This is a genomic window from Streptomyces sp. NPDC051664 (genome assembly GCF_044453545.1).
Classification (GTDB): domain Bacteria; phylum Actinomycetota; class Actinomycetes; order Streptomycetales; family Streptomycetaceae; genus Streptomyces.
In genome coordinates, this window is record NZ_JBITCU010000003.1 from 596,253 (window position 1) to 619,207 (window position 22,955).

Sequence of the window (22,955 nt, forward strand, 5' to 3'; positions counted from 1 at the left end):
CTCAGCGCCCCAAGGCGTCCCGTACCGCTTCCTCCGTTCGCGCCACGACAGCCGTGCCGTCCTCCGCGGTGATGATCGGTCGCTGGATCAGCTTCGGGTGCCCGGCGAGCGCCGTGATCCACCGCTCCCGCGAACCGGCCTCGCGCGGCCACTCCTTGATCCCGAGATCCTTCGCGTCCGCTTCCTGCGTCCGCGTGATGTCCCACGGCTCCAGCCCGAGCCGGTCGAGCACGGCCCGGATCTCGTCCGGCGACGGCACATCCTCCAGATAGCGGCGGACGGTGTATTCGGCTCCCTCCGCATCGAGCAACTGCACCGCGCTGCGGCACTTCGAACACGCGGGATTGATCCAGATCTCCATGGGGCCCACGATACGGGAGGGAGGCCGCGAAAACCCTTCTGGCCAGGGGCGATTGTCAGTGGTGGGCCGTAAAATAGGGGTAGTTCGTGAGGGTTCCACGACCGTGCCAGGAGGTTGCCCATGGCCGTTGCCGCAGTCACGACCAAGCCGCTCCACAAGCCCCTGCAGAAGAAGCCGCTCCCCGCGGGCCGGCCCCGCGAGTGGTACATCTCGCACAACCGCCGCCTGAAGGCCATGCGCCTGGCGATCGCCCTGCTCGACACGGGCGTCTACTACCCGTCGAGCGCAGACAACGACAAGATACGCACGACTGCCGAGCGCATCGGCATCCATCCGCCGTCCGACACGACCTGCCGCATGGTCCGCGCCCTGATCCGCTACGGGCGCTGACGGCCCACAGCCGGCGGACCGAAGCCTGTGCCCCCGGACCTCGCCCGGGGGCACAGGCACGTACGCCCCACGACACCGGCGCAGCCGTCGCCACCTTCTGCGGGCCTCCTGCCGTCACCCGATCGACGTGCGCGGCATGCGGGCGGCCCCGCCTCCGCCTTGACTTGGACGGATCCGTGAGTGCTGGGAGGCGCGATGACAAGGCGATCCGTACGAGGCGCGTGGGCCGTACTGCTGACAGCGGTCGTGGCATCGGCTGCCGCCGCCTGCACGGACGACGGCGGCAGCCCGGCCGGCACGGTGTCCAAGGCCGCGTCCGCGGTGGCGTCCGCCGCGTCCAGAGGCGGCGACGTGGTGGCCTCGGCATCAGCTGCCGCGCAGGAGAAACTCCAGAACTTCAAGAACGGCGTGAACGCGGGCAAGGACGTCAAGGCGGGTGCGGTGACCGAGCAAGACGGCCGCGCCACCACGAAGATCACTGTGACGAACAGCACCGACTCGGCCAAGTCGTACATCGTCCAGATCAACTTCCGTGACCCTGGCGGCAATCTGCTGGACTCGACCGTGGTGTCGGTCGACGACGTACGGCCGGGCACCCCCAAGGACGCCACGGCCCGCAGCAACCGCACCCTCGCCGGCGACGTCACCGCCGAGGTGGGCAGGGCCCTGCGCCACTGACAACGAGAAACGGGAGCGGCGGCCACCGAGTGCCGTCGCTCCCGTTGCCGTCCCGCATGGCCAGGGAGGACGCGACCAGCGACGGAATGTGGGGGCGGGATCCCCGGACGACGGGTCACCCTCCCTCAGGAGCCCGGGGCCGCGATCTCGCGCTTGAGGATCTTGCCGGTGGCGCCCTTGGGGAGCGCGTCGAGCAGCCAGACCTCGCGGGGGTACTTGTAGGGCGCGACCTGCCCTCGTACGAACTCCCGCAGGCCGTCGGGGGTGACCTCGGCGCCCGGGAGCAGGGCCACGGCGGCGGCGACCTCCTGCCCGAGAGACGGGTGGGGGATGCCGATCACGGCGGCCTCGGCGACTGCGGGGTGCTCGTAGAGGACCTCTTCGATCTCGCGGGGGTAGACGTTGAAGCCGCCGCGGATGATCAGGTCCTTCTTGCGGTCGACGATGAAGTAGTAGCCGTCCTCGTCGACGGTGGCGAGGTCGCCGGTGCGAAGCCAGCCGTCGAGGATGGTTTCGGCGGTGGCCTCGGGGCGGCCCCAGTAGCCCTTCATGACGTTGTGGCCGCGGACGCAGAGTTCGCCGACGCCGTCCTTCTCGTCGATCAGGCACAGCTCGACGCCCTCGATCGGGGTGCCGATGGAGCCCGCCTTGCGCGGGCGGTCCGGGTGGTTGAAGGAGGCGACCGGTGAGGTCTCGGACATGCCGAAGCCCTCCAGTACGGGACAGCCGAAGGCAGCCTCGAAACCGTGCAGGACCTCGACGGGCAGCGAGGCACCGCCGGACGCGCACAGCCGCAGCGAGGAGGCGTCGTAGCCGCCCGGCTGCTGTGCGTGTGCGGCGAGCATGGCCGCGTACATCGTCGGCACGCCCTCGAAGACGGTGACCTGCCGCTGCTGGATGGTCTGCAGGGCCAGGGCGGGGTCGAAGCGGGGCATCAGGGTGAGGCGGGCGCCGGCGGTCACGGCAGCGTTCATGGCGCAGGTCTGGCCGAAGGTGTGGAACAGCGGCAGGCAGCCCAGCAGGATGTCCTCCGGGCCGAGCCGGAACAGCGACTTCGTGATCTCGGAGTTGCGGACCAGGTTGGCGTGGGTGAGTTCGGCGCCCTTCGGCACTCCGGTGGTACCGGAGGTGTACAGGATGACCGCGGTGTCGTGCTCCTCGCGGTTCCGCACGGGCGTGGGGACCGGGTGGGCGGCGAGCAGGTCGGTGAGCGAACCCGGCGCGACCGGGACCACGGTGGCGGCGCTGTCCGATGCCCCGGCGGTCGCCGCGCCCACCGCCGACTCGTGGGCGAACAGCAGCACCGCGCCCGAATCGTTCAGATAGTGGGCGATCTCGCGTGCCTTGAAGAGCGGGTTCATCGGCACGACGACGGCGCCGGCTCGCAGCGTGCCGTAGTACAGGGCTGGGAACTCCAGCAGGTTCGGCAGCATCACGGCGATCCGGTCGCCGGGGGTGACGCCGCGCGCGGTGAGCAGGGCGGCCACCCGGCCGGCGAGCGTGTCGAGTTCGGCGTAGGTCAGCGACCGGTCGCCGAGTTCGACGGCGATACGCGTGCCGTGGGTGGCGGCGGTGCGGCTGAGGAGGTCGGCGAGATTCACCTGAGGCCTTTCGTTTCTGGTGCCGTGCACGGCCCGGTCGCAGCCGCGGGCGGTGGCGACCGGGCCTGGCGAACAGCCGGGCCGTGTCCGGCTCGGGTGCGGGATGCGGGACCGTCAGCCGCGCAGCGCGGAGGCGAAGACGGCCGGCAGCTTGGCGATGCCGGGCGCGGCGGTGAAGCGGGTGACGCGTTCGATGGTTGTACGGGACGTGCGGTTGGTGACGAAGTACGGCGGGCGCGGGGACAGCGACGGGGAGCCGGTGAACAGACCGCGTGGAGTGGGGGCGAAGGGCGCGCGCAGCACGGTCTTCTCGATGTCCTCGAGCATGAAGGCGTTGTGGACGAAGCCGATGCCACTGCCGATGTCCTGGCGGGTGTGGCCGGGGTGGGCGCCCCAGGGGGTGTAGCCGAGCAGGAATCCGATCGCGGACCAGCAGTTGACGCCGAGGGTTCCGTAGCGCAGCTCGGCGACGGCCGCCTCCACGGCGGTGCGGTGGGCCTTCTCGGTCCTGGGGTGGACGATGAGGGTCGCACCGAGTGTGCCGGGGAGTTCGTCGTTGGCGAAGTCGACGGCGTGGCGCAGGAATTCGGCCGGGGTGTCGCCCGGGAGCCGTACGACGCCGAGGGCGCTGCCGAAGACCTCGCCGGTGATCAGCATGTCGTCGTGGTCGGTGATGTCGGGGACCAGGATGCGGCAGTCCCCGTCGCCGTGGGACTCGGCCTGCGGGTGGGCCTCGAGCACGGCGCCGAGGCGCTGGGCGGCGCCGGGGTAGTAGTCGGTGCGCGGCGGCAGTGCGCGCAGCACCCGCCGGATCTCCTCCAGCAGCCGCTCGGTGCCGTCCCACTCCCGGGGCAGGACCAGGATCTGGCTGGCGATGCAGTTGTGGCCGGAGTTGTTCATCTTGCTGGTGACGATGTGCTCGGCCTGGAAGCGGAAGTCGGCAGCGCTCCAGGGGCCGGGGGTCACGATGCAGGGGCTGACCCCGCCCAGCTCGCTGGTGAACGGCTTGCCGATCAGCGGCCTGTCGTCGCGGCGGCGCTCGGTCGCCTGCTCGTCGGTGCCCCACACGATGGCGTCGTGGGTGCGGTCGCTGCCGGTGACGTGGATGGCGTCGACGCCCTCGTGCGCGGCGAGGTAGCCGCCCTCGGCCGCACCGCCGTCGATGAAGCGCACCCAGCCGCGCGTGACGAACTCGGCGAAGACGTGCTCGAAGTGCGGGCGGAGATAGGCGTTGACCGGGTTCATCTTCGCGACGACGACCTGGCCCTCGGCGTAGAGCTTGTGGAGTATGTCGAGCGCGGTGATGGCCGCGACGTTGCCCGCACCCAGGACCAGGGCCACGGCCGGGCGTCCGGGCCGGCCGCGGTACTCGCCGGCGGCCCGGTCCCGTACCCGCTGTGCGGTGATGCCTGAGCGCATCCACACCTGGGCGGTGAACCCGTTGAGCAGCAGGGTGTCCCAGCCGGTGGCGGGGAAGACGTCGACCCGGGTGCGGCCGTCGCGCACGTGCACCGCCCCGGCTTCGACCGGATCCTTGACCGCTGCGATCCGGCGCAGCACATGCAAGCAGGCACTGACGTTCTGGGCGAGCGCCCACGGGGCGCCGATCCAGTCCTCGGCCGCCCACGGGGAGTCGGGTCCGTACCCCTTGGCGCCGGCACAGGCTGCGGCCATGTCGGCGGCGCTGTCGACGATCCGCGGCATCAACCGCTCCAGCAGCGCGATCCGTTCGGCGATCGGGGTGGTGGTCCACGACGCGGCGCCTTCCCGCAGCTCGGCGAGGGCCTGGTTCAGCGGTTCGGTGTCGATGGCAGGGGCGGTCACAGGTGCGCTCCTAGGGCAGCAGGGGTGGTCGGGCGGGTCGCGGCGGATCAGGCGTCCGGACGAGCGGCGTCGCGAGCCGGATCGATCAGGGTGAAGGCGGCGAGCGCGCCCAGCAGCAGCAAGGCGCCCGAGAGCACGACGGCGGTCTGGTATCCCGCCGCGCCGTGGCTGTCGACCAGAGATCCGACGACGGCGGGGGCGATGAGGCCCGCGGTGGTCACGGTGGCGTTCATCGTGCCGAGGGCGCCACCACGCCGAGCGGGCGGGGCCAGCTCGGCGACGGTGGTGACCGCGACGGTCGGGAACGCTCCGCCCAGGCCGAAGCCCACCACCAGCAGCGCGGTCTTCGCCCCGGCACCGTCCACCAGAGGCAGGGCCAGGCAGGCGGCCGCACCGAGCAGCAGCAGGCTGCCGCCGACCCGGCCACGCGCCCAGCGACTGCTGACTCCGCGGCGCATGAGCCAGCCGGTGAGCGCCGCCTGGCCGAGCAGCACCAGGGCGCCCATGGCCCAGGGCAGGGCGACGAGCTTTCCGGAGGCGGCGGCGGAGTGGCCGAGACCGTTGCGCAGGTAGGAGGGCATCCAGACGAGCATCAGCGCCACGCACCAGTAGCTGGTGAAGTACGCAGCGGTGGTGCCGATCCAGGTACGGCTGCCGAAGATCCGACGGTAGGCGGGCTTCGCCGCGGACTCGACGGACGGTGTATCCGCGGTGTCGGTGCGGTAAGTGCCGTCGGCACCGAGCACCGCCCACAGCACGGCCCACAGCGCACCGGCGGCCGCGACCACCCAGAGGGCGGCGCGCCAGCCGTGGTGGTGGATGACCCAGGTCAGGCCGGGGGCGGCGGTGACCACGCCGAGGGTGACGCCGAGGGTGACCAGCGCCCCGGGGAGGTTGCGCCGGTGGTTGGGGAACCAGGACAGTGCGGCCTGCTGGGCGATGGGGAAGGCGGGACCTTCCGCCGCGCCCAGCAGGATCCGTGAGCCGATCAGTACGGCCAGGCCGCCGCCCAGGGCCGCGGGCGTCTGCGCCACCGACCAGAGCACCGCCATGGTGAGCAGCAGCCACTTCGGCCGCACCCGGTCGGACAGCAGACCCACGGTGGCTGCAGCCACCGAGAACAGCAGGAAGAAGGCGCTGTTGGCGAGCCCGAACTCGGTGGCGGACAGACCCATGTCCGCACGGATCTCGTCGGCGGCGAGACCGAACACGGACTTGTCCGCGAAGTTGACCATCATGAAGACCACGAGCAGGCCGGTGACGATCCAGGCGCGGGCGCTGGAGCTGCGACCCGTCGGGGGCTCGGTCTTTCTGGGTGCGGTGTCGGCGGCGGTCACGGGGGTCCTCCGGAAAAGGGGCGCTGACGAGGGGATGGACACGAGAGGAGGCGGGGCGGCGCCGCGGCCCGTGAGCGGGCCCGCCGGGGCGGGTCACGGCGCACGGGGCCTCAGGAGAGCGGGACTCCCGCGATGGCGATCCGCTCCATGACACGCCGCTGCGGGTAGTAGTCGTTGATCGCGTAGTGCTGGACCGCGATGTTGTCCCAGATCGCGACGGAGTCCGGCTGCCAGTGGAAACGCACCTGGAACTCGGGGATACGGGCCTGGAGAACGAGCTCGTCGAGCAGCTCGCGGCTCTCGGTGTCGGACAGGCCGACGATCCGCGTGGTGAAGGGCTCGTTGACGTAGAGCACCTTGCGTCCGGACTGCGGGTGGCGGACGACCACCGGGTGCTCCACGGGCGGCAGCGTCTCCCGGAACCGGGCGACCTGCTCCTCGGTCATCAGCGATCCCCAGCTGGGCACCCAGTCGTGCACCGCCGTGAGTCCGTCGATCCGGGCCTTCATCGACTCGGAGAGGTTGTCGTAGGCGACCGCCATGTCCGCCCACATCGTGTCGCCGCCGGCCGTCGGCACCTCGACGGCGCGCAGTACGGAACCCAGGGCGGGCGCGGCCATGAAGGAGTGGTCGCTGTGCCAGATGTTCTCGCTGCCGACGGTCATGGCGTCCTTGGCCAGCCGGGAGACACCGACGGTTTCGCCCTTGGGGAAGAACGGGTTCACCTCGGGCTCGCCCCACACCGCTGCGAGCGCGACGTGGTGCTCGGAAGCGAAGCGGGGCTGGTCACGGAAGAAGATCACCTTCCACTCCAGCAGTGCCTTCCGCAGCTCCTCGGCGAGGTCGTCACCGATCGGCTGCGAGAGGTCGACACCGCTGATCTCGGCACCGATGTGGGGGGTGAGCGGACAGATGCCCAGAATCCGGTACTTCGTCTCGGTGCTGCCCGGAGCAGTGCGCTCCAGAACGCGGCGCCCGTAGTGCATCAGGGGCTTGTCGAGGGCGGGCTTGGGGGTGGCGACGTCTGCGGCCATGGGTGCTTCCTCCACGGTGAGGATTAATTCGATACCGCGAGTATCGATATTGGGGCATGCCATGGCAAGGGTCTTCGTCCACCAATTTCATGACCGCGGAGAGATCCGGCTCCCGGTCAGCCCTGCACCCCGACGGCGCGGCCGACGAGCTCGACCACCGACTCCACCAGACGGCTGTCCGGTAGCTCCTGCTCCGCCACCAGACGGAACACCAACGGCGCCGCCACCATGGTGGCGGCGGCCCGGACGTCGGTGTCCGGCCGCACATCCCCGCGTACGATGCCGCGCTCCAGGATGCGCCCGGTCTCGCCCATGACCCGGTTGATGTACGCCCGGTACGCGCTGCGTCCGGCTCCCGCGTCGGCCGCAGCGCTGAAAACCTCTGCGATCAGACGGTCCATCCCGGGCGTCCGGTACACCTCGACACGAGCGGTGAGCACGACCCGCAGCTCGGCGCGGAAGTCCCCCAGATCCGGAATGGACAGGGGGCCGATGCGCGACTCGGCGGCCGCGATGATCAGGTCCTGTTTGGTGGGCCAGCGCCGGTAGATGGCCGGCTTGCTCACCTCGGCCCGCACGGCCACGGCGTCCATCGTGAGCGCGTTCATCCCCTGCTCCGCGACGAGCGCGAGCACCGCGTCGAGCACCGCGTGGGTGACCCGTTCCTCCCGGGGGCGCCCCGGCCCTCGTGCTGCGTCCCGAGTCTGCTTTTCGACCATGCCCCGACCCTATGATTTCGCCCCGCACGCGAACCAGGCGGACCATCTACCTCGCCTGCAGCTCGAACCCGGACAAGGTCGTCGAGACCACCGTCACCATCACGCGCCAGCTGATGCGTCGGCTCGGCATTTCACCTCTGAGGACGCCCGGGCCGGTCCGGTGCACACTCGCTGCACAAGGCCCTGGACAACGACCGGGAGCAGTGAGGAATGCTGAGCAGCGTTTCCTTTCCCAACGCGGTTGGACCATCCTGTGCATGGGGCAGGGTAATGCCCGGAAGGATTATCCACGGACATCAAGTCAGCGGATTCAGGTTAAGAAGATGGAAACACCTCCCGAGTTTTACGCATGAGCATCACTTGGGGCCAGGCAAAGAAATGACCGCGCACACACTTCACGGTAAAAACCGGGATCGAAGTGTAATTCTGCGGCCCCCCACTCGCCCTGAAGCCGTGGCAGCGACTAGGCGCCAAGGGCCTGCTCAGGCGGCAATTTCCGAACGGTGCCGACCTCCCCAGTCACGCCCGAGCCGAACTCGACGCCGTCGCCGACGGACGTAATGACCGGCGAAGTCGCAGCAGAATGAACACCGCGCCGACAACACGATTATCAAGCCCCGCCGAATCCGCTCGGTCGGTCTGATTCATGCCCTCACGCACCTCCGTCTTCAGCATGTCGTCATCGTCCTTGATTAGCGTGTCGGGCAACGCGGCCACGGTCACCCCCTGTTACTTTGCGGGTCCCAGAAAATGTCCACAAAGAATTCGACGCGCCGGCTCACGGACAAGGTTTGCCTCAACCGAACACTGGCGTACCCCGGGAGAAGAGGATACGGACCATGTACGATTTTTCTCGTCGCGGACTGCTCAAGGTGACGGCAGCCGCCGGCGCCGGTGCGGTCGTCCTCCCGGGCATTGCGGCCGCAGAAGCCCCAGGCGCGAGCGCCGCGCCCGAAGTGGCCACGAGCGCGAGATGCAAGCCGGCGAATCTGACCGGCCGCATCGTCCGTCCCGACGACCCCGGGTACGCGAGTGCGAGCCTCGGCTGGGACGAGCTCTTCGTTCGCTATCCGCTGGTCATCGTCTACGCCCAGGAGACCCAGGACGTGGTCAACGCCCTCACGTGGGCGCGGCAGAACGACGTTGCGCTGCGGGTGCGGAGCGGTGGCCACAGCCTTGAGGGCTGGTCGAACGTGGACAACGGCATCGTGATCGACGTCAGCGAGTTGAAGTCGGCCCACATCGACACCGCCTCTCGCATCGCGACGGTCGGCGCCGGGCTGAACCAGTTGGAAGCGGTGACCGCGCTCGCGGAGAAGGACCTTGCGGTGACGACCGGGACGGAAGGCAGCGTAGGCCTGTCCGGTGCGACGCTCGGCGGCGGCTTCGGCTTCCTCACCCGCTACCTCGGCATGGCCTGCGACAGCCTGATGGCGGCTGAGATCGTCGTCGCGTCGGGTGCCGACTGCGCCAAGGTGATCAGGGCGGACTCGAAAAACAACTCGGACCTCCTCTGGGCGCTCCGCGGGGCGGGAAACGGCAACTTCGGGATCGTCACCTCACTCACCTACAAGGCTGCTCCGCTCAAGAGCGTCGCTTATGTGCAAGCGACATGGGACGGCCTCGGGGACCTGCACGGGGTATTCGACGCGTGGCAGCGTACGGCACCGAGGGCCGACAACCGTCTCGGGACCCAGCTCGAGATCCACAGAGGCGAGATCCTGCTGTTCGGGGTTCTCGCGGAGGGGTCGGCGGCAGAGGCGGAGGAGCTGCTGGCCCCGATCCTGGCTGTCGGCAGTCCCGCTGTCTCGGTGCAGGTCGGTAACTGGGGCGACGTATATGCGGGATTCCAGATTCCGACCCAGGACGAGCCCGCGAACTGGAAGTTCTTCTCGCAGTTCACCACCAAGCCGTTCCCGAACAAGGCGATCAGCCTGATCGCCTCATTCATGCAGGACGCCCCTTCGGACGACAGCAACTTCTTCACCCAGGCCTTCGGCGGGGCGGTCAGGAGGAGCGCGCCCCGCGGCGGCGCGGCGTTCCCGCATCGTGACGCGCTTTTCTATTCCGAGCCCGGCGCCGGCTGGGGGACTCGTGGACAAGAGGGCAGCGGCGACGCGATCACCCCGAAGGCCCAGGCATGGATCGCCGAGTTCAGCCAGGCGCTGCGGCCCTACGTGAACGGCGCCTACGTCAACGTGCCGAACATCGGAATGGCGGATTGGGAAACGGCCTACTGGGGATCCAATTTCGACCGGCTGCGCAAGATCAAGGCGAAGTACGACCCGCACAACGTCTTCCAGTACGAGCAGAGCATCCCGCCCGCGTCATGGCACGAGCGCGCGTGACCTATGTCTGCCCGAAGGCACTCGTCGGCTCTGCCTGGCATGCGGGGGCGGCTCCGACCGTGCCCCCATTTCGTCGAGTTGGGGAGTGCGCCTGTCACGGTTCGGTCAGCGGAAGCGCCGTTCTGACCTGAGCCACTGAAAGTCAGCCACGATGGCGGGTGCCCCGACTGAGCACCCGCCACCTGTGTGTCCGGCAACCCCGCGTCGGCGTCAGCCACGCGACTTCCATGTGCCACGGGCCGCACCTCGGTCCGGCCTGTGGGTTGCCGTGGGCCGTGGCCCACAGAAAAGGCCGTCGACCGCGTCTTCCGGCGAAGGGAAGAACACGGCCGACGGCCCAGAAACGGCACAGACCAGCGAAGACTCGCTCTGACCTGCGGCGTTCCTAGATGTCGAAGTACAGCTCGAACTCGTGCGGGTGCGGGCGCAGCTGGATCGGGGCGATCTCGTGCGTCCGCTTGTAGTCGATCCACGTCTCGATCAGGTCGGACGTGAAGACACCACCGGCGAGCAGGTACTCGTGGTCCGCCTCGAGCGCGTCCAGGACGGCCGGGAGCGACGTCGGGACCTGCTGGACGTTCGCGTGCTCCTCGGGAGCGAGCTCGTAGAGGTCCTTGTCGATCGGCTCGGCCGGCTCGATCTTGTTCTTCACGCCGTCGAGGCCGGCCATCAGCAGCGCCGAGAAGGCCAGGTACGGGTTGGACGACGGGTCCGGGGCGCGGAACTCGACGCGCTTGGCCTTCGGGTTCGAGCCCGTGATCGGGATACGCATCGCGGCCGAGCGGTTGCGCTGCGAGTAGACCATGTTGACCGGGGCCTCGAAGCCGGGGACCAGGCGGTGGTAGGAGTTCACCGTCGGGTTCGTGAAGGCCAGGAGCGAGGGGGCGTGCTTGAGGATGCCGCCGATGTAGTAGCGGGCGATGTCCGAGAGGCCCGCGTAGCCCTGCTCGTCGTAGAACAGCGGGTCGCCGCCGGCCCACAGGGACTGATGGACGTGCATGCCCGAGCCGTTGTCGCCGAAGATCGGCTTCGGCATGAAGGTCGCGGTCTTGTTGTTGCGCCAGGCGACGTTCTTCACGATGTACTTGAAGAGCATCAGGTCGTCGGCCGCGGCGAGCAGCGTGTTGAACTTGTAGTTGATCTCGGCCTGGCCGGCGGTGCCGACCTCGTGGTGCTGGCGCTCGACCTGGAGGCCGTTCTTGTCCAGCTCCAGGGAGATCTCGGCGCGCAGGTCGGCGAAGTGGTCGACCGGCGGGGTCGGGAAGTAGCCGCCCTTGTAGCGGACCTTGTAACCACGGTTGTTCTCTTCCGAACCGGTGTTCCAGGCACCCGCCTCGGAGTCGATGTGGTAGAAGCTCTCGTTCGCCGACGTCTGGAAGCGGACGTTGTCGAAGACGTAGAACTCCGCCTCGGGACCGAAGTACGCGGTGTCGGCGATGCCGGTGGAGGCGAGGTACGCCTCGGCCTTCTTGGCCACGTTGCGCGGGTCACGGCTGTACTGCTCGCCGGTGATCGGGTCGTGGATGAAGAAGTTGATGTTGACGGTCTTGTCGCGGCGGAAGGGATCGACACGGGCGGTCGACAGGTCCGCGCGGAGCGCCATGTCGGACTCGTGGATGGCCTGGAAGCCGCGGATCGACGAGCCGTCGAAGGCCAGTTCCTCGGTCGGGTCGAAGGCCGCTGCCGGGATGGTGAAGTGCTGCATCACACCGGGCAGGTCACAGAACCGGACATCGATGAACTTGACGTCTTCGTCGGCGATGTACTTCTTCACGTCGTCGGCGTTCTGGAACATCCAACTCCTCCTACTCCCGACCCGGAGGGGCGGGGTTGCAGCTCGTTGTGCGGCCAGTGCGGTGGCACACGCTGGACCCGACCATAGGCAGACCGGATTTCTCAAGCATGACCCATTTGTTTCGCCGAAGTTAACCGGGCCGGGTGCGGGTGGCATCTCGGCGTCGTACCCGGGTCCGGTGACGGTCCGGCCGGGACGGTGTCGACGCCCGGGGCACGGGGCGGGCTCGGGCCCCGGGCGGCAGGGCGCGGAGACGGGCGCAGTACCGTGGTCGGGTGGACAATAGGCAAGCAATCGGATCGTGGCTCTCCGGGCCGCGCGCGGCAGCCGAGGAAATGGGCGTCGACTTCGGGTACCGGGGCAAGCGGCTCGGTCTGCCCGAGGAAGGCCCGGGGTCCGTCGCCCCGCTCGGCCGGCGCTTCGGCGCCCTCCTCATCGACTGGGCGCTCTGCATGCTCATCGCATACGGGCTGTTCGCTCGCGGTGACCAGCAGGCGGCCGGAAACTGGGCGCTCGGCATCTTCCTCGTACTGAGTGTGCTCACCGTCGGAACCGTCGGCTGTACGCCTGGCAAGCGCATCCTGGGCATCCGGGTCGTCGCCGAGGGCGGTGGCCGGCTCGGTCTCGGGCGGGTGGTCGTGCGGAGCGTGCTGCTGTGCCTGGCGGTCCCGGCTCTGGTCTGGGACCGCGACGGCCGAGGGCTGCACGACCGGCTCGCCCGCGCGGTGCAGGTGCGGATCTGAGCGTGATGTGACCGAGCGGACGTGACGCAGCAGAAGAGGGCGGGTCCCTGAACCGGAGTGGTTCGGGACCCGCCCTCTTGTCGTGTCCTGTGCGGTGACTGCGTCAGCGCATCTTGCCGCCGCGCGGCATCCGCATACCCTTCGGCATCGGGCCCTTCGGCAGCGGCATGTTGCTCATCAGGTCGCCCATGGCCCGGAGCCGGTCGTTGGCCGCCGTCACCTGCGGGCCGGTCAGGACTCGCGGCAGCTTCAGCATCTTGGTGCGGACCTTCTTCAGCGGCACCTGGCCCTCGCCGTTGCCGACGATGATGTCGTGCACCGGTACGTCCACGACGATGCGGGCCATCTTCTTCTTCTCGGCCGCCAGCAGGACCTTGACCCGGTTCGGGTTGCCCTCGCCGACGAGCACGATGCCCGCCTTGCCGACGGCCCGGTGGATGACGTCCTGGCTGCGGTTCATCGCGACCGCGGGCGTCGTGGTCCAGCCACGGCCCACGCGGTCCAGCACGGCCGCCGCAGCGCCCGGCTGTCCCTCCATCTGCCCGAAGGCCGCCCGCTCGGCACGCCGTCCGAAGACGATCGCCATCGCGAGGAGAGCCAGCACGAAGCCCAGGATGCCCAGGTAGACCGGGTGGTCGATCAAGAAGCCGACGGCGAGGAGGACACCGAAGGTGACGATTCCCACACCCGCGACGACAAGACCGATTTTGGAGTCGGTCCGCCGGGTCATCTTGTAGGTCAGGGCGATCTGCTTGAGCCGCCCCGCGTTCTCGGCGCTGTCCGCGCCGTCAGTGTTTGCCTTCCTCGCCATGTATTGAAGTTTACGTGGCCTAGGAGCGATGGTCGGCCACGGCCTCCAGTACGTATGCGGTCTCGACCCGGTCCTTGGCCCGGCGGCGGTCCTCGAGGACCGCCGTCCAGGCGTTTCGCCGGGCTGTGCGCTGGCCGCTGCTCAGCAGCAGCGACTCGACGGCACGGAGAGCGTCGGTGACGGACGGGATGGCGGTTGCGCGTACCGGCACGGCCTGCATCGTGGAAGTCCCCTCGGAACGGATGCGCGAAGTGAGTCTGTTACGGAAGCGGATTGCGCGGCTGGACACGGGGAGCAGCGACGGCGGCAGCTGTGAAAGCCACTGCGCTGCGTGAATCCAGGGTCACTGCTCGGTGTTACCAGCGCATGACCTGTCGGTCAAACACCAATGAAACCTTGATATGGGCGTCGCGCACGTCGAAGCGGCCCATACGCGTCCCCGACCTGCGGGGAGCGTATGGGCCGCGTCGTCTCAGCCACTACCGCTCGGTAGCTTCTTGTGCCCGGTTTCACACGGTCCGGTTCACACCGCGGGCGTCGGGGCGACGGCGCCACGGCGCTCGATCGCCTGCTGGAAAAGCCGGCCCGCGCGGTACGAGGAACGGACCAGCGGCCCGGACATCACACCGGAGTAGCCGATCTCGTCGGCCTCCTCCTTGAGCTCCACGAACTCGTGCGGCTTCACCCAGCGCTCGACCGGGTGGTGGCGCACGGAGGGCCGCAGGTACTGCGTGATCGTGATGAGCTCGCACCCGGCGTCGTACAGATCCTGGAGTGCCTCGCTCACTTCCTCGCGGGTCTCGCCCATGCCGAGGATGAGGTTGGACTTGGTCACCAGACCCGCCTCGCGGGCCCGCGTGATGACCTCGAGCGAGCGCTCGTAACGGAAGCCGGGGCGGATCCGCTTGAAGATCCGCGGCACCGTCTCGACGTTGTGGGCGAGCACCTCGGGGCGCGAGGAGAAGACCTCGGCGAGCTGCTCGGGCTCCGCGTTGAAGTCGGGGATCAGCAGCTCGACCTTGGTGGCGCCGGCCTCGCGCTCCGCCGTCAGCGCGTGGATCTGGCGCACGGTCTCCGCGTACAGCCAGGCGCCTCCGTCCTCCAGGTCGTCGCGCGCGACGCCGGTGATGGTGGCGTAGTTCAGGTCCATCGTGACGACCGACTCGCCGACGCGGCGGGGTTCGTCCCGGTCCAGCGCCTGCGGCTTGCCCGTGTCGATCTGACAGAAGTCACAGCGGCGGGTGCACTGGTCGCCACCGATGAGGAATGTGGCCTCCCGGTCCTCCCAGCACTCGAAGATGTTGGGGCAGCCGGCCTCCTGGCACACGGTGTGCAGACCCTCGCTCTTCACGAGCTTCTGCAGCTGGTTGTACTCGGGGCCCATCTTCGCCCGGGTTTTGATCCACTCGGGCTTGCGCTCGATGGGGGTCTGGCTGTTCCGGACCTCCAGGCGCAACATCTTGCGCCCGTCGGGTGCGACAGCGGACACGTCCGGCTCCCTACGACTTCGATTCTTCGGCGAACACCAGGGTACGCCCGCTATTTGTACGGTCGGGGTGTGGCCCTCACCCCTGGGCAACCAGGGGACGGGCCGGGCCATTCCCGGAGCGGCCGGGTCCGTGGGCGTCGGGCAGGGGGCTCTGACCCCGGGCCCGCTCCTCGAACGCCGCAGGGGCCGGGTTCCGCGGATCAGGCCGAGGCACGGTCGATCTCGCGTGGAGCGAGTTCCGCGTTCTCCAGGACGTCCTTGAGGTGCTTCTCGGCTACCGGGAGCACCTCGGCGATCGTGATGTCGCGCCCCAGCTCGTACGCGAGCGAGGTGACGCCCGCGTCGCGGATGCCGCACGGCACGATCCGGTCGAACCAGGTGTTGTCCGGGTTCACATTCAGTGCGAAGCCGTGCATGGTCACACCCTTGGCGACCCGGATGCCGATCGCCGCCAGCTTGCGGTCCTCGCGGCGCTGGCCGGCGTTGGACGGGGCGTACTCGGGGCCGTTCAGCCGCGGGTCGAACTCCTCGTCGTGCAGTCGCGGATCGAAGTCGAGCGACAGGCCGCCGAGCGCCGGACGCTCCTCGACCGGGTCGCCCAGCACCCACACCCCGCTGCGGCCCTCGACCCGGGTGGTCTCCAGACCGAACTCGGCGGCCGTGCGGATCAGCGCGTCCTCCAGTCGGCGGACATGTGCCACGACATCCACCGGCCGCGGCAGTTTCTGGATCGGATAGCCGACGAGCTGCCCGGGGCCGTGCCAGGTGATCTTGCCGCCGCGGTCCACATCGACGACCGGAGTGCCGTCCAGCGGGCGCTCACTGTCGGTGGTACGCCGTCCGGCCGTGTAGACGGGCGGGTGCTCCAGCAGTAGACACGTGTCGGGAACCGCGTCCTCGAACCGGGCCGCGTGCACCTCGCGCTGCTTCTGCCATGCCTCCTGGTAGTCGACGGCCGACTCGCCGAATCCCAGCCGGACGAACTGAAGCTCACTCACGACAGATGCCTTCCTACTTGCGGTGCCGGGAGCCGGAGGGTATCCCCGGCGCCACGTCACCATGCAGTGATTCGCGCCCCGGGCCACTGTACGACCGCCCCGGGAGCGGCGGCCCGGCAGGTCTTTCCCGTCAGCGCCACCCCCAATCCTCACACGATCGGATGAATGTGAAGCGAAGGAGCCTTCGGCCGCCGTGGGCCCCGCTAAATTCGCGCCGTTCCATAAGGGCTGCCCGCCCGGCCCCGAAGGCAGGAGACCGTACAGCTGATGTCGGAACGACCTCCGCAGCGCACCCCCAACCGCCAGCTCGCCTCGCTCATCACAGAAGCCGGATTCTCGAACGCGGGTCTCGCCCGCCGGGTGGACCAGCTCGGCCTCGAGCACGGTCTCGATCTGCGGTACGACAAGACGTCCGTGACTCGCTGGCTGCGGGGCCAGCAGCCGCGCGGGACCACCCCTGCCCTGATCGCCGAGGTCTTCACCCGGCGGCTCGGGCGCCGGCTCTCGGCGCAGGACCTGGGCCTCGACGCATGCGCGCCCGTCTATGCCGGTCTGGAGTTCGCCGCCACTCCCGGCGAGGCGGTGGACATCGTCAGCGGGCTCTGGCGGAAGGACTCGGGCAGTCATGCGGAGCTGCGGAAGATCGCCTTCACCCCGGCCGGGCTCGTGGTGCCCAGCCGGGACTGGCTGATCGGACGGGCCGACGAGTGGGTGGCCCGGGGGAACGGTGAGGCCGCTGCGTCCACCGGCGGGACCGGTGGGGTGCGCGGGACGCCGGGGGCGTCCGTGGTCGGCGGGGCCCGCGGGGCGGCAGGGCTCAACGGGACCCGTGGTGCCCACGGCACGCATGGTGGGCATGGATTACATGGAGCGAACGGGCAGAACGGCGCCGTGGGGCCCGGCGGCAGATCCGGCGCCCGTGGGCCCGCACCGGCCCGGCCCTCCTCCGGACCGCCCTCCTCACCCGCACCGTCTTCCGCACCACTGGGGCACCCCGCATCCCCGGCATCAGGCGCACCCGGCGTCCCCCGGCAGCGTCAGACCGACCGCGGCCCCGGCCAGAAGGTCAGCAGCGGCGATGTCGCCGCCCTGCGTTCCGTCGGGGAGCTCTTCCGCACCCTCGACCACACCTATGGCGGTGGCCACGCCCGCCAGGCGCTCGTCCGCTATCTGGAGCACGAGGCCGAGCCGATGCTCCGCGGGACGTACGGGGAGGCGATCGGGCGGCGGCTCTTCTCGGCGGCCGCCGATCTGACCCGGCTGGCGGGCTGGACCTCGTACGACATCGCGGCACACGGCCTCGCCCAGCGCTATTTCGTCCAGGCGCTGCGGCTCGCACAGGCAGCGGGGGACCGGGTGTACGGCAGCTATGTCCTGATCACCATGAGCCGGCAGGCGGTGTATCTCGGGCACGGCAGGGAAGCCGTCCAGCTGGCGCGCGTGGCCCAGCAGGGCGTCGGCTCCTCGGCGCCGCCCGTCGTCATGGCCCTGCTGCACGCGGTCGAGGCGCGCGGGCACGGGGTGCTCGGTGAGGCCAGGACGTGTGCGGCCTCGCTGGCGCGGGCGGAACACGCGCTGGAGGCCGCCCGGCCCGGCGACGACGTACCGCAGTGGGGACGCTACTTCGACGAGGCGCAGCTCGCCGACGAGTTCGGGCACTGCCACCGTGATCTGCAGCAGTACCGGGCCGCCGCCCAGCATGCGGAGCGCTCGCTCCAGCTGCGCGCCCCGGTGTACGCCCGGAGCAGGCTGTTCTGCCGGGTGGTGCTGGCGTCCGCCCGGCTCGGGCTCGGCGAGCTGGACCAGGCGTGCCTGCTCGGCGCGGAGGCGGCCCAACAGGCGGCGGAGATGCGGTCGGTGCGTGCGACGGAGTACGTGAAGGAGTTCGAGGGTCGTCTTGAGCCGTACCGGGACGCGGCGGCGGTACGCGGCTACCGCGAGCGGGTCGCGGCCCTCGGCTGACTCCTTCCGGGTATCGGAACAGGTGGTGGCCCCGGGACAGGATCCGGGCGGACGGAATCAGGCCGCTTCGCGCAACCCGGCCTCCACGTCGCTCCCGGACCGGATGCCCAGATCGCCGAGGATGGCGTGTGCAGCGCGGCGGCCCGAGAACAGGGCGCCCTGGACCGTGCTGGTGTCCCGGTGGTCGCCGCAGACGTACAGCCCGGCGAGCAGTCGCACCGGGCGGCGCAGATCGTGCGGGGGCGGCATCGCCGGGACCGCCTCCGGATCGTGGTGGGCGGCCAGGAGCTCCCAGTCGTCCGTGGAGGTGCCGTACAGCGCGGCGAGATGGGCACGGGCCGAGCGGTCGAGATCCGGAGGCGGGGTGCCGAGAACCGTCGACGTGATCAGAGTCCGGCCGTTCGGGGCGCGCGACGGGTCGACCTCGCTCATCACACAGGTGTGCGCGACCGGGCCCGCGCGGTCGGCGTCCAGCAGCAGCGCGGCGCCGGTCGGCGGGGGAGCGGGAGCCGTGTGGTGCAGGACCGTCACCGGGTGGAAGGACGGCACCCGCAGACCGGGCAGCAGCTCGGCGGCAGCGCCCGCGCCGGTGGCCAACAGCAGGGACCGGCAGCCCAGTTCGCCGTGCTCCTTGGTGCGGACGGAGGTGATGTCGGCAGAGGTGACATGCACACCGGTCCGTACTGTGCCGGGTGGCAGCGCCGCCGCCAGCAGGTCGGGCAGCGTGGCCGAACCGCCGGACGGTACACACAGCCGGCCGCGTGCGTAGCCGCGCAGGACGAGATCGGCGCACCGGCTCGACGTGGTGAGCCCGGGGTCGCTGAGCAGCGCGGTGAGCAGCGGGCGCAGAAAGCCGTTGACCGTACGGGACGGCAGGCCGCGGCTGGACAGGGCGGCGAGCGCGGTCTGTTCCGGCCGGGCCAGGATGCGGGACGCCGGGGTGGTGGCGAGCCTGGCCAGGGCGGCGCCGAGCCGGGCCTGATCGATCGGCCCGCCCATCGGCGGCCGGGGGGCGCTCGCCAGGGCGCGTGCCGCCTTGAGTGCGCCCCTTGCGCTCCGTGTGTGCCGCACGTCGCCGGTCCGGTACTGGCGGCCCTCGCTGTGGACGAGCACCCCCGGCGCGAAGTTCCGCAGCACGAGCCCTTCGAGGCCGGGCGTCGTGCGCAGTTCCGGATACGAGGTGCTGAGAAGCGGGCCGAGGTGGTCGAGCCGGAATCCGTCCACTTCCTCGGTGGTCATCCGGCCGCCGGCCCGTGGACCGGCCTCCAGGACGCTGACGCTTACCCCTGCACTGGTCAGTTGATGAGCTGCTGACAGGCCGGCGATCCCGGCCCCGATGATGACGACGTCCGCGTGGTGTGCCGTGCTGAGCACGTGCCCCTCCCCGAGTCGGCGCGACTGCTGGGAGGGTCTTGCCCCCAACAGGCCCCCGGAATGCCCGAGTTCGCGATGAGGCTAGGAGGGGACCGGTGCGGGCACAGTCGCGCGCGGCCCGGGGCACCGTTGCACGGGGTCGCACATCCGTGTGATTCGCCCGGTCGTGGTCAGCGCAGCGCCGCGCGGATCGAGGCGTCGATGCCGGGGAAGGCGAACGAGAATCCCGACTCCAGCAGCCTTCTCGGCAGCACCCGCTGACTGCCCAGCACATCCTCCGCGAAGTCCCCCAGGGCGACCCGGAGGGCGGGCGCCGGGACGGCGAACAGCGTCGGGCGGCGCAGCGCCCGCCCCATCGCGGCCGTCACCTCACCATTGGTCACGGGGTCCGGCCCGGTGAGATTCACCGGTCCCGACAGCGACGGCGTATCGAGGATGTGCCGCAGGGCGGCGATGTGGTCGTGCAGCGCGATGAAGCTCCAGTACTGGTGCCCGTTGCCGAGCCGCCCGCCGAGTCCTGCCCGGAACAACGGGAACAGCCGGGCCCAGGCCCCGCCTTCCCGGCCGACGACCAGACCTGTGCGCGCGAACACCGTCCGTACACCCGCCTCCTCCGCCGGGGCCGCGGCCGCCTCCCACTCCACGCACACGGACGGCAGGAACCCCTCGCCGTGCGGCGCGCTCTCGTCGACCGCGCGGTCGCCGGTGTCGCCGTAGTAGCCGATCGCCGACCCGGACAGCAGGACCTTCGGCGGTACGTCGAGGGAGGCCACCGCCTGCGCGATCGCTTCCGTCCCCAGCACCCGGCTGTCCCGGATCTCCTGCTTGTACGCCTCCGTCCAGCGGTGGTCGCCGACCCCGGCACCGGCGAGATGGACGACGGCGTCGCAGCCGACCAGGCCCGCCCCGTCGACGTAACCCCGCTTCGGGTCCCACTCGACCTCGTCCCCGGCCCGCGCCGGGCGCCGGACCAGGCGTACGACGTCGTGTCCGTCAACCCGCAACGAACGCACCAGCGCCGTTCCGATGAGTCCGGAGGATCCGGTGACAGCAATGCGGGAGTTCACCATGGATCCATCCTGCCGCAGGGGAGGACGCGGCGCCTCGCCCGTGCCGCCGGGCGCGCCCGGACCGTCGGCCCGGGGCCCGGCAGATATGCGATGAGGGGGCCGGGCGCGCCGTGGCACAGTGGTGCGCATGCCTGAACTCCGCACCTGCCCCGTCCGCTCTGCCGTCAGCTCCGACGACACCGCACTCGGGGAGCTCGACCGGGCCACCTGGTCGACCCTGCACTCGGTGCAGTCGCGGCCGCAGCCGCCGTACGATCCGTTCTTCAGCGACCGCAGCCGGCCCGAACACCTGCTCGTCGCCGAGGCGGAGGACGCGGCGGGCGAGGTGCGCATCGCCGGGTACATCAGGGTCGTCCCGCCGACCGCGCTGGCCTGCAACACGCATGTGCGCCAGATACAGGGCCTGGCGGTGGCCGACTGGGCGCGCGGCCGCGGTGTCGCCAGGGGGTTGTTGCGGGCCGCGCTCGCCGCGGCACGGGGCGACGGCGCGAGCCGGATGACGCTGCGGGTGCTCGGGCACAACGCGCCCGCGCGTGCGCTGTACGAGTCGGAGGGGTTCGTCGTCGAGGGCGTGCTGTCCGGCGAGTTCTTCCTGGCCGGGCGTTACGTGGACGATGTCCTGATGGGCCGTTCGCTCACTCCCTGACGAATCCCGACCGACCCGGTACCGGACCGCGCGCACCACGGGGCGGCACGGACGGGTCAGCCGGCGCCGAACCGCTCCCAGAGCAGCGGGAAGCGGGCGGTCAGGGCCGCGTCGTCCTCGAAGCTGAACGGGGTGCCCTCCGGCTCGGGCGCCTGCGGCGGGAGGCCGAGATCCGGCGTGACGATGCCGGTGAGCTGCTCGTACGCCTCGTCGGCGGCGTAGCCGAGGTCCTCGGCGTCCCCGTCGATCTCATCGTCGAAGTCGTCGAGGAGTTCGGCGAGACTGTCCGGATCGTGCACCGCCGCCTCGAAGATCTCCCGGCCCTGGCCGATCAGCCAGCAGCGGAAGAAGTCGAACGCGTCGTCGCTCGCGCCGCCGAGCAGCACGGCGGCGGCGCCCCATACGTCCCAGCGGTACGCGCGGTTGAAGCGGGCCTCGAAGTGCCGGGCGAAGTCCAGCACGGATTCGGGATCGAGCTGCAACAGCCGTTCGACGAGCAGGTCGGCATGTTCCTCGGGGTCACCCTCGGCGGCCTCGCGGGTGCTGTCGATGATCTCCCAGAATTCCGTCTCGTCCATCACGGGACAAGCATCGGCCTTGGCGGCAGGCGATGCACGCGGAGACGCCGAAAAGAAGCCTTCAGCGATAAAGATCGCTCAGCCGTTCGGCGGCAGCGCCGAACCTGGTCCGCAGAGCGGCCGGTTCGAGCACCTCCAACTCCGGTCCCAGGGAGAGCAGCTGGCTGTACGCGACATCCAGCGACTCGACAGGCAGGACGACCGTACGCCACCCGTCGACGTCGGGCGGGCCGGCCGCGTCCAGCGCATCGAGGGCGGCCGAACGGTCCACGAGATGAGGCAATCGGCCTACGCCCGCCTCCGACACCCGTACCGTCACCTCGGTCCGCAGGATCGACCGGGCGAACTGCGCGGCCCGCTCGTCCCAGAACGCCGGCAGGTCGAAGTCCTCGTCCCGGACGAACCGTTCGTCCGTCACGGCCACCGCCGCGAAGCGGTCGATCCGGTACACCCGGAAGTCGGTCCCGGCCCGGGCGCAGACATACCAGACCCCGGCCTTGAGAACGAGCCCGTACGGTGCCAGCTCCCGCTCGACCTCGCTGCCCGGCCCGCCGCGCCGGTAACGGGCCTTGACCATCCGGTCGTCCCAGACGGCCTCCGCGACGGCGGGCAGCAGCTCGGGTGTGACGGGCTCCTGATACCAGCCGGGCGCATCCAGATGGAACCGCTGGGCGGCGGTGTCCGAGGCGTCCCGGAGCGAGGGCAGCAGAGCGGCGGACACCTTGAGCCGGGCGGCCGATGCGGCATCCTCCAGCCCCATCTCACGCAGCGCGGACGGCAGGCCGGACAGGAAGAGCGCCTCGGCCTCGTTCCGGGCCAGGCCGGTGAGCCGGGTGCGGTACCCGCCGACCAGCCGGTACCCGCCCGCCCGGCCCCGGTCCGCGTACACCGGAACACCCGCCTCGGAGAGCGCCTGGGCGTCGCGGGTGATGGTCCGCTCGGAGACCTCCAGCTCCCGGGCGAGCTCGGCGGCAGTCATCGCGGGCCGGGACTGGAGGAGCAGCACCATCTTGATGAGCCGGGCAGCGCGCATGGGGCAAGTGTGCCTTGCCTCGATCGCGGGGCCGGCTTGCAGAGATGCCCTCGATCGCCGGGGGGGGGGGGGGGGGGGGGGGCGCCCCCGGCCGGGGGGGGGCGCGGGGGGGGGGGGGGGCCGGGCCCCCCCCCCCCCCCCACCCCGCCCCCCCCCCCCGCGCG

22 protein-coding genes are annotated in these 22,955 nt (G+C 70.4%); 6 read left to right on the forward strand and 16 right to left on the reverse strand.

All coding sequences use genetic code 11. From position 1 onward, the window contains the following. Position 1: 1 nt before the first annotated feature. Positions 2–361 (reverse strand): ArsC/Spx/MgsR family protein, encoded by a 360-nt coding sequence (locus ACIA8E_RS08980; RefSeq protein WP_399295982.1) that lies wholly within the window; start codon positions 359–361, stop codon positions 2–4. A gap of 120 nt (positions 362–481) precedes the next feature. On the opposite strand from ACIA8E_RS08980, the gene ACIA8E_RS08985 reads away from it, so the two are divergent. Together ACIA8E_RS08985 and ACIA8E_RS08990 are read left to right on the forward strand one after the other, a co-directional pair. Next, positions 482–751: a hypothetical protein gene (locus tag ACIA8E_RS08985; protein ID WP_030926244.1), complete on the forward strand. Its 270-nt coding sequence runs from the start codon at positions 482–484 to the stop codon at positions 749–751. A 195-nt stretch (positions 752–946) separates the two neighbouring features. Further along, entirely contained in the window at positions 947–1,429 is a 483-nt protein-coding gene (locus tag ACIA8E_RS08990; RefSeq protein ID WP_399295984.1) for a hypothetical protein, read from the forward strand. A gap of 125 nt (positions 1,430–1,554) precedes the next feature. Here the strand turns inward: ACIA8E_RS08990 and ACIA8E_RS08995 are convergent, their stop codons facing one another. The 6 genes from ACIA8E_RS08995 to ACIA8E_RS09020 form a co-directional block, all read right to left on the reverse strand. After that, complete coding sequence (locus ACIA8E_RS08995; protein WP_399295986.1) at positions 1,555–3,030, reverse strand: long-chain fatty acid--CoA ligase; 1,476 nt, start codon at positions 3,028–3,030, stop codon at positions 1,555–1,557. Between the two features lie 114 nt (positions 3,031–3,144). Then, positions 3,145–4,854, reverse strand: a complete 1,710-nt coding sequence (locus tag ACIA8E_RS09000) for an aldehyde dehydrogenase family protein (RefSeq protein ID WP_399295988.1) — start codon at positions 4,852–4,854, stop codon at positions 3,145–3,147. A gap of 47 nt (positions 4,855–4,901) precedes the next feature. Beyond that, positions 4,902–6,191 (reverse strand): MFS transporter, encoded by a 1,290-nt coding sequence (locus tag ACIA8E_RS09005; protein ID WP_399295990.1) that lies wholly within the window; start codon positions 6,189–6,191, stop codon positions 4,902–4,904. 110 nt (positions 6,192–6,301) lie between these two features. Then, positions 6,302–7,225: a TauD/TfdA dioxygenase family protein gene (locus ACIA8E_RS09010; protein ID WP_399295992.1), complete on the reverse strand. Its 924-nt coding sequence runs from the start codon at positions 7,223–7,225 to the stop codon at positions 6,302–6,304. Between the two features lie 116 nt (positions 7,226–7,341). Then, positions 7,342–7,944, reverse strand: a complete 603-nt coding sequence (locus ACIA8E_RS09015) for a TetR/AcrR family transcriptional regulator (RefSeq protein ID WP_399295994.1) — start codon at positions 7,942–7,944, stop codon at positions 7,342–7,344. A 519-nt stretch (positions 7,945–8,463) separates the two neighbouring features. Beyond that, positions 8,464–8,667 (reverse strand): hypothetical protein, encoded by a 204-nt coding sequence (locus ACIA8E_RS09020; RefSeq protein WP_399295996.1) that lies wholly within the window; start codon positions 8,665–8,667, stop codon positions 8,464–8,466. 116 nt (positions 8,668–8,783) lie between these two features. Here ACIA8E_RS09020 and ACIA8E_RS09025 point away from each other — a divergent pair, with 116 nt between their 5' ends. Next, positions 8,784–10,292 (forward strand): FAD-binding oxidoreductase, encoded by a 1,509-nt coding sequence (locus ACIA8E_RS09025; protein WP_399295998.1) that lies wholly within the window; start codon positions 8,784–8,786, stop codon positions 10,290–10,292. A 385-nt stretch (positions 10,293–10,677) separates the two neighbouring features. Here the strand turns inward: ACIA8E_RS09025 and glnA are convergent, their stop codons facing one another. Continuing rightward, a complete protein-coding gene (gene glnA / locus ACIA8E_RS09030) occupies positions 10,678–12,087 on the reverse strand; it encodes a type I glutamate--ammonia ligase (RefSeq protein WP_030933685.1) in 1,410 nt (469 codons plus the stop codon). A gap of 275 nt (positions 12,088–12,362) precedes the next feature. Between glnA and ACIA8E_RS09035 the strand changes: the two genes are divergently transcribed. After that, complete coding sequence (locus ACIA8E_RS09035; protein WP_399296000.1) at positions 12,363–12,830, forward strand: RDD family protein; 468 nt, start codon at positions 12,363–12,365, stop codon at positions 12,828–12,830. A 103-nt stretch (positions 12,831–12,933) separates the two neighbouring features. Here the strand turns inward: ACIA8E_RS09035 and ACIA8E_RS09040 are convergent, their stop codons facing one another. The 4 genes from ACIA8E_RS09040 to lipB all read right to left on the reverse strand — a co-directional run bounded on the left by ACIA8E_RS09040 (position 12,934) and on the right by lipB (position 16,128). Further along, entirely contained in the window at positions 12,934–13,641 is a 708-nt protein-coding gene (locus ACIA8E_RS09040) for a DUF4191 domain-containing protein (protein WP_399296002.1), read from the reverse strand. A 19-nt stretch (positions 13,642–13,660) separates the two neighbouring features. Further along, positions 13,661–13,861 (reverse strand): hypothetical protein, encoded by a 201-nt coding sequence (locus ACIA8E_RS09045; RefSeq protein WP_030970723.1) that lies wholly within the window; start codon positions 13,859–13,861, stop codon positions 13,661–13,663. A gap of 303 nt (positions 13,862–14,164) precedes the next feature. Further along, positions 14,165–15,130, reverse strand: coding sequence for a lipoyl synthase (gene lipA, locus ACIA8E_RS09050; RefSeq protein WP_399296004.1), 966 nt, complete (start codon positions 15,128–15,130; stop codon positions 14,165–14,167). Between the two features lie 200 nt (positions 15,131–15,330). Next, positions 15,331–16,128: a lipoyl(octanoyl) transferase LipB gene (gene lipB / locus ACIA8E_RS09055; RefSeq protein ID WP_399296006.1), complete on the reverse strand. Its 798-nt coding sequence runs from the start codon at positions 16,126–16,128 to the stop codon at positions 15,331–15,333. Between the two features lie 267 nt (positions 16,129–16,395). Here lipB and ACIA8E_RS09060 point away from each other — a divergent pair, with 267 nt between their 5' ends. Then, positions 16,396–18,090: a regulator gene (locus ACIA8E_RS09060; protein WP_399296008.1), complete on the forward strand. Its 1,695-nt coding sequence runs from the start codon at positions 16,396–16,398 to the stop codon at positions 18,088–18,090. A 57-nt stretch (positions 18,091–18,147) separates the two neighbouring features. Here ACIA8E_RS09060 and ACIA8E_RS09065 read toward each other — a convergent pair whose 3' ends face one another. Both ACIA8E_RS09065 and ACIA8E_RS09070 read right to left on the reverse strand, forming a co-directional pair. Then, positions 18,148–19,464: an NAD(P)/FAD-dependent oxidoreductase gene (locus ACIA8E_RS09065; RefSeq protein WP_399296010.1), complete on the reverse strand. Its 1,317-nt coding sequence runs from the start codon at positions 19,462–19,464 to the stop codon at positions 18,148–18,150. Between the two features lie 170 nt (positions 19,465–19,634). After that, positions 19,635–20,534 carry a TIGR01777 family oxidoreductase gene (locus tag ACIA8E_RS09070; protein ID WP_399296012.1) on the reverse strand — a complete coding sequence of 300 codons (900 nt, stop codon included), beginning with the start codon at positions 20,532–20,534 and terminating at the stop codon, positions 19,635–19,637. A 127-nt stretch (positions 20,535–20,661) separates the two neighbouring features. On the opposite strand from ACIA8E_RS09070, the gene ACIA8E_RS09075 reads away from it, so the two are divergent. Further along, positions 20,662–21,180, forward strand: a complete 519-nt coding sequence (locus ACIA8E_RS09075; RefSeq protein WP_399296014.1) for a GNAT family N-acetyltransferase — start codon at positions 20,662–20,664, stop codon at positions 21,178–21,180. A 56-nt stretch (positions 21,181–21,236) separates the two neighbouring features. On the opposite strand, the gene ACIA8E_RS09080 is transcribed toward ACIA8E_RS09075, so the two are convergent. Next, positions 21,237–21,758, reverse strand: a complete 522-nt coding sequence (locus ACIA8E_RS09080; RefSeq protein ID WP_399296059.1) for a DUF4240 domain-containing protein — start codon at positions 21,756–21,758, stop codon at positions 21,237–21,239. A gap of 61 nt (positions 21,759–21,819) precedes the next feature. Next, a complete protein-coding gene (locus ACIA8E_RS09085; protein ID WP_399296016.1) occupies positions 21,820–22,791 on the reverse strand; it encodes a helix-turn-helix transcriptional regulator in 972 nt (323 codons plus the stop codon). Positions 22,792–22,955: the final 164 nt, after the last annotated feature.